Here is a 6,761-nt window from a genome sequence, read left to right as displayed (position 1 = left end):
ACACCGAGGATTTCCCGTCGGGGGCTAGATATATGCTTCCGGAGCATATACTTTCCGGAAACCTACAGGTCAATCCGTGAAAATCCGCGATTCCGGACACACTTTTTGACCCTTAACCCGGTTTAGCGGCATGTAGGACAGGTCTCGATGTCCAAGGGCTAACCGTCCTGCCCACGGGACGGTATGGGAGCTGGGGTAAAGCGGGGCGCAGACTCCCGTAGCGGTCCTTCAGTAGGGATTCAGGTGGGCCGTAAGTGGGTTACGTGCCCGATAGCTGCGTTCGAGGGAATCCCCTAAGAAGGAAGCTAGACCTAGCAGATAGGAAGGGTATCCGAGTCCCTTTAGTGGATGCATATGCGGCTTTCTCTGCCCCTTCTAGGTCTTTGGGGCACTAGCGTGGGACCCGACCATGAAAGAAGCCCACCAAGCCGTGACAAAGGGCTTAGTGGGCGGTGTAGGAAGTGCGGAAGGGGAGACGTCGCCAAGCGCGGCTACGCCATGACCTTCGTCTTCTTAATCGCCTTCTTGAGGCGCTTGTGATAGGCATCCATGGCGCGGCGGAGAATGAGGCCGACGATGAGTGCAGGGATGGTAAACAGCAGTAGCATGCCCAACTCGCGCCAAATATCGCCGTGGTAGATGCCCGCAATGGCGCTGCGGAAAGCATCAATGGCGTACGTCGCTGGCAGCCACGGGCTCACGTTCTGGAACCACTCAGGCAGCAAGGGTAGCGGGTAGGCGCCGCCGGAGCCAGAGACCTGTATCACGAGCAACAACACCGCCAAGGCCTTGCCGGCACTATCGAGTGTGATGACAAGTGAATAGATGATCAACATAAACACCAGCGAGACTATCCATGCGGCAAACATGAGCATGAATGGGTGAGCGGGCTCGATCTGGACGAAGAAGATGAGGCTGAGGACCACCAAGGTGGCCTGCGCAAGGCCGACCAGGCCGAGTGTGGCAAAGCGACCGAAGAACGCTTGGCCACGGGTGAATTCGCTCTCGTCGTATTTGCCGTTCTCGTCCTTGCGCAAGTATTTACGCTCGGCGTTGGTATGCACCAACACGCATGCCAGAAGGGCACCTACCCATAGCGACAAGGTGAGGTAGAACGGCGTCATACCCACGCCAAAGGCAGCGACAGGGTAGACCGGCTGGCGGTCTACGGCCACGGGAGCGGCGATGCGAGAGGCAAGCAGTTCTGGATCGTTGCCGACGATATCCGCTAGCTTGTCTAAATCGCCGCCACGGCGCGCCTCGTCGATTTTTCGGCCCATGTCCGCAAAACGGCCGCTTTGCTCCCGCAGGGTGCCGGCAAGGCCGGCGGTGGTATCGCGGGCGCGCGCCAGGCTTTGCTGTGGCGACCCGTCATCCTGGGAAACCGAAGAGCGAATGCCTGCGATGTCCTGCTTGACAGCATCAATATCGTCCGCGACCACCGAGACGCTCTGGTTGAGCTGATCTAGCTGCGGTTTGAGGTTCTCGTTATAGGAATTGCGTGCCTTTTCAGCAGCCTGCTTGGCATTGGCGATGGCATCCTTGGTGCGCTGCCGGGAGTCTTGGGACGTGCCCCGGCCTTGCTCAAGGTCATCGGCGGTAGATACCAGCGAATCATGCAGAGCGTTGCTCTGGGCAATGGAGGCATCTATCTGGCCCATCATCGCTTTATATCCACTCGCGACCGCGGCAGGTAGAGCTACTTTATCGGCTTGCTCCTTGATGGAAGTGCGAACTCCCTCAAAGGCCTGAGTTTGCTCATTCACCCGTTCAGCGGCGGTGCGGTAGGTCTGCGCCGTTTGTGCGCTGGTGGTGCTTGCATTATTGAGCAACTCATCGACCTGGGCAGAGAGTGCATCGTAGCTTCGCGTCGTAGCCGCCAAGGAAGCGTCGAGCGAACCAGCCGAGTCATTGAGGGTAGAGCGCAGAACGTCGATGGGGTTTTCGCCTTGGTCATTGTCTGTCTCCGTAGCCTGGCGGCCAGCCTCAGCGAGAATATTGTCCGCAGCCTGCGTAAGCGGCAGCGTGGAGTCGACCAGATTGCTTAGTGCACCTACGGTGCCAGCCGCAGCATCGAGGCGAGTGCTGACGTTATTGACGCGATTGTGCAGGTTATTGAGTGCAGTCTGGGTATCGTCCTCATTGAGGTATTTATCAAAATCCGAGACGACGCCAAGGCCGACATTGGATACCACGCGGGTGAAGGACTCGTCGATTTTCTGGATGACGCCGTCCGCACTCTTTTGCGTGATGGTGGTAGACAGCGCATTCTTCTTCTCATTGGTATAGAGGTTGAGCTTGCTTGGTTCGGTTCCTTCTACATAGAACGTGAGAAGGTCCGCGCTGAAGTCTTTGGGAAGGACAATGCCGGCATAGTATTCGCCGGACTTTGTTCCTTCAACTGCATCGGCGCTATCAGTAATGACCCAATCGATTTCGTGATTGCGGCTGAGCTGCGAGAGCACCTCATCGCCCAGATTAAGCTTCAGGGAGGCGAGGTCGCTTTCGTGGCCTTCATCCTCGCTGGCCACAGCAATCTTGAGCTGGTTGGTATTAGCAAAAGGATCCCAGCTAGCCAGCACGTTGAAGGACGTGAAAAGCAACGGGATGATGGCAAGGCCAAAGATGATGACCGCGGTCATTACATTGGTGCGAATGGCGTGGAGGTCATCGCGGAGAATGGTCAGAATGTTTTTCATGACTTACTCGCCTCCCTTTCCGGAGTCATCACCATCAACGGCGGGCATTTCCTTGGTCTCGCTGGTAGTAGAAGGTGTGGATTCCTCGTCAAAGTCCTCTAGGAGGTAGTGGTTTGGGTGTTCCTGTTGGTGCTCGAGGTGCTCCTGGATTTCCTCATCGCTGAGATCCGCCAGACGGTTATCGTGCGCGATGCTCTGCTTGACGTACTCAAGGGAGCAGATAACCCCCACCGCAATGAGCGTAACCAGGCAGGCCAGGCCGAAGATGATGGCCTTTTCTTCAGGGTTAATGCGTGAGTAGATGCCCAAAGCGACGACTAACGCTAGGCCTACCGCGACGGTGATCTTCATCAGCTGGGAGTAATTCTTGCGAGCCATGCTCCATTTATCCTCCAAGCTTTGTTGGTAGGCCTCGCGGTCATTCAAGGCATAGAGAAGGTCCGTGAAGCGATAACGGCTGCCAATGAGATGGACTTGCTCATTGATGACGAGCCCGCCCTTACGTAGCTCATCATTGACCAGCATGTTGACGTTGGACAGGCCGCGGCGCATCACAGTACCGATGAGGTAAGCGATCGCGGCCATGCCGATGAGCGCGGCAAGGTCGCGTGCATAGTGGTTGCCGTAGAAACCACCAACGGTCTCGCGCATGGCATCGATGCCATAGGTAAAGGGCAGGAATGGATGTACCGCGCGGAAGAAGTCCGGCGTCATTTCGATGGGGTAGAGGCCTGATGCACCGGGAATCTGGATGAAGGCGAAGACCACCGCGATGCCGCGGCCTACGTGTCCAAACGTAGAAACCAAGCTATAGGTAATGCTCAGGTAGCACAGGCCTACGATGACTGCGGTAGCGACGTAGGCCAATGCATTGGCATGTTCAACTCCAATGGCCAGGTTGCCGATGGACACGATGAGTGCCTGTGCGATGGCAAAGAAGGAAAGCAAAAGGAAGCGGGCAAGGTAAGCCTTGGTAATGGTGAGGTTCTTGCGGCCCTGCGGGTCTACCTCCGCGCGGAAGATGATGAGCAGCATGAATGCGCCGATCCACAGCGTGAGGTTGATAAAGAGCGAGGACATGCCGGAACCGTAGTGCTTTACAGGGAATACGGCGTGGCTTTCCATCTCTGCAGGGGAGGCAAGGAAGGAAGACACCTCATCGGTGTTCAGACCCTTGACAGACTGCAGGATGGAATTGTTATTGGCGGTATTGCTCAGCGCAATCACGTCGCTGCGGGAGGCGCGAAGCCCCTCCTCAATACCGTCGAGATCCACAGAAAAGCGCTCCACTACTTGCTGGGCCTGGCTTAGCTGCTCGTCGACGCCGCCCAAGAGCCCATCGGTTTGCCCTACCAGTGCCTGCTGGCTTTCGAGTGAGGCGGAAAGTTTGCCGGTGGTAGCGGTGACGTCGGAAAGCGCAGCGTTGAGCTTGGGTAGGCCTTCGGCCACATTATCGCGCAGCGCGTGGGAATCATCGCGTGTTTGGGCGGCCATCTTTTCCAACATGCCCGTGGTCTTATTGAGCGAGTCGATGGTGTCGTTCGTTTTGCCGTTGAGAGTATCTAAGTCACCGAGAACGGCCTTATTCTGGTCATTGCGTTCGCGGAGGTCTCCTACCTGATCCTTAATCTGTTGGGAAACCTGTGGTGGCAGGGCCGGTGAAGCCGCAAGCTTATCCAGCTGATCGATTGCCCGGTCAGCTTCACCGACAATTCCTGACGCGCCCGCAGATGCGGCACCTACGCGATTGAGTGCGCCGCGCAGCTTGCCGGAGACCGAGCCTACGGTGGCATTGGCGGAGGCGGTGCCGTCCGCCATCGCGGTAGTGCCTTCTACATAGGCGGCGGTGGCATCATCCGAGAAAGAAGTGACTTCCCGCTGGACCTCTGCGGTTATAGAGTTCAGCTCATCCAGGGCGGTCTGTGCGTCGTCGACGGTCTTTTGCACCGTGCCCAAAGACTCGCGGGCTTGCGCGATGGTAGGGCGCGCGTCTTCGATGGTGGAATGCACGTCAGCAAGCTGGCTGCGGGAGTTAGCTACCGTATCTGCAGTCTCTGCAAAAGAATCCGCGGTCTTGCTTGCGGTACTGTTAATCTTCTGGCTCAAATCGCCACCGGAGTTCTTTAGCTCAGTGGCCACCGAATCCGCTACCTGCTCATTGAAGGTAGAGCTAATGGTGGTGTCTAGGGTCGAAGCGCCAGTATCAGTAATCTTCGGTGCAATGGCGTTCAGTTTTTCATTGACGTGATATTCCAGCGTGGGCTGAGAATAGGTACCTTTAAAAAGGCTAACGAAATCGGCCGAGAAGTCCTCGGGGACGATTACCGAGGCGAAGACGTCACCCTTCTTAACGGCGTCTTCGGCTTCCTGGCGGTCCATGAACTGCCAGCCCAGTTTGTCATTGTCATGCAGCTTGTCAATCATCTGCCCGCCGACGTCTAAGTGGCCGGTCATCTCCGAGGATGCGCCTTTGTCCTCATTAACTACGGCGACTTTGAGGTGTTCTGTGTTTCCGTATGGGTCCCAGAAACCGGAGATGTTTACCCAGGAATACAGGGCTGGGGTGATCATCAAACCAATGAGGATCACCCAGACCTGCGGGGTCCGCCACAAGCGGACAAAATCTTGGAGAAAAATCTTCCAACTAGTAATCACTCGAAGAACCGTAGCACCCAACCGGAAAGAACTAATAGTCTGACTGTCAGTTTTAACAGAAATGAGAGAGCGCGTCCTGTCGAGCTTGCAGATATGTTTCTGGTGTGAATTTCGGGGACGAGTTCAGGAGTGGGAGTGGGCATAGAAAGGCCGCCTAGGATCGTAGTTCAAGGGTCCTAGGCGGCAAGCGATTTGGGGCTAAGCCCCGATAGGCGCTTAGTGCTCGTCGTAGTGATCGCCGTGGGCAGCGTGGCGGTGCCCGTCGTGCAGGTAGTCCACGTGGTCGCCGTGCGGGATCGCTACGTGGCCGCAGCCTTGACCATGGGTGTGGTCGGCGTGCGCCTCGGCTTCAACGTGCTCGGTGGTCTCGCACTCATCCCAGTGGCCATCATGCTCACGGTGAATGTGGCCCTCGTGGAGATAGTCGGTGTGGTCACCGTGCGGGAAGGAAACGTGGCCGCAATCGGCGCCATGGGTGTGGGTATGGTCTTCGTGGGTGTTGTGGGTCATGATGCCTGTTCCTCTCTCGTTGGGGACGTTCCCCGTTGTTTTCAGTGTGTTTTCATTAAAGCGTATTTTCATTTGAGTTTCAATAGGCGTGGGTGCGATTCTCTAATTTTCTGGTTTGGGAAATAAAAGGGCCCGCCTCCTTGGGGTTAGCTGCCGGCGGGCATCGTAAAGCTGGGGAGGGCCCTAGAGGAGATTGCTCAATTCGCGTGCGGCGGAAGTGAGAATGTCGGCATATTTCTGGGCCGGGGAAGGTCGGAAGCGCTCGGCAGATCCGGAAATCGACAACACTGCGAGGAAGGTTCCGGAACTATCGAAAACCGGCGCTGAGATGGACGCTAAGCCGGCTTCGCGTTCCTCAATAGATTCGGAATAGCCTTGGTTTCGGGCCGCCTCAATGTCTTCTTGGGTAAACGAGGCATCTTCGGTATTGATGTCTACATATGCGGCAATGATGCGTGCGGCAGAGCCGGAGCTAAGTGGCAGCTGGCGCCCGACTGGTACGACGTTGTGGAGGCCGGATTCCGGCTCCCTGGTGGCAATGCAGGTGCGGGTATTTCCGGTGACCTCATAGAGCTGGATGGATTCTCCGGTGCGTTTGCGCAGTTTCTCCATGATTGGCTCGGCTGCCTCGAGGAGGTGATCTCGGTTGCCGGGAAGGGCTGGGCCGGCCTTCCACTTTCCATCGGGGGTGCGAACGAGGATGCGGTGTGCTTCGAGTGCGGTGGCCAATCGGTGTGCTGTCGCCCGAGGCAGCCCCGTGGTTTCGCATAATTCATTGAGGGTGGAGGGGTGGTTGGCGGCGGCCATCATTATGGCCATTGCTCGATCCAACACCTTAATTCCGGAAACTGCGCTATACTCTCCCATACAATGAAATCTACGTCCCAACTTATGAGA

General features: G+C 56.7%; 4 protein-coding genes. All 4 read right to left on the bottom strand.

Annotated elements, in window-relative coordinates:
- Positions 1-491 precede the first annotated feature (491 nt).
- The 4 genes from MHY13_RS10230 to MHY13_RS10215 all read right to left on the bottom strand — a co-directional run bounded on the left by MHY13_RS10230 (position 492) and on the right by MHY13_RS10215 (position 6,731).
- A complete protein-coding gene (locus tag MHY13_RS10230) occupies positions 492-2,699 on the bottom strand; it encodes a YhgE/Pip domain-containing protein (protein ID WP_239283033.1) in 2,208 nt (735 codons plus the stop codon).
- A gap of 3 nt (positions 2,700-2,702) precedes the next feature.
- A complete protein-coding gene (locus tag MHY13_RS10225; RefSeq protein ID WP_239283032.1) occupies positions 2,703-5,354 on the bottom strand; it encodes a YhgE/Pip domain-containing protein in 2,652 nt (883 codons plus the stop codon).
- A gap of 216 nt (positions 5,355-5,570) precedes the next feature.
- A complete protein-coding gene (locus MHY13_RS10220) occupies positions 5,571-5,864 on the bottom strand; it encodes a hypothetical protein (RefSeq protein WP_239283031.1) in 294 nt (97 codons plus the stop codon).
- Between the two features lie 183 nt (positions 5,865-6,047).
- Positions 6,048-6,731: an IclR family transcriptional regulator gene (locus MHY13_RS10215; protein WP_239283030.1), complete on the bottom strand. Its 684-nt coding sequence runs from the start codon at positions 6,729-6,731 to the stop codon at positions 6,048-6,050.
- Positions 6,732-6,761: the final 30 nt, after the last annotated feature.

The sequence above is a fragment of the Corynebacterium sp. ACRPE genome (assembly GCF_022347435.1).
Lineage (GTDB): Bacteria > Actinomycetota > Actinomycetes > Mycobacteriales > Mycobacteriaceae > Corynebacterium > Corynebacterium tuberculostearicum_D.
This window is presented reverse-complemented; position numbering and strand designations above follow the sequence as displayed.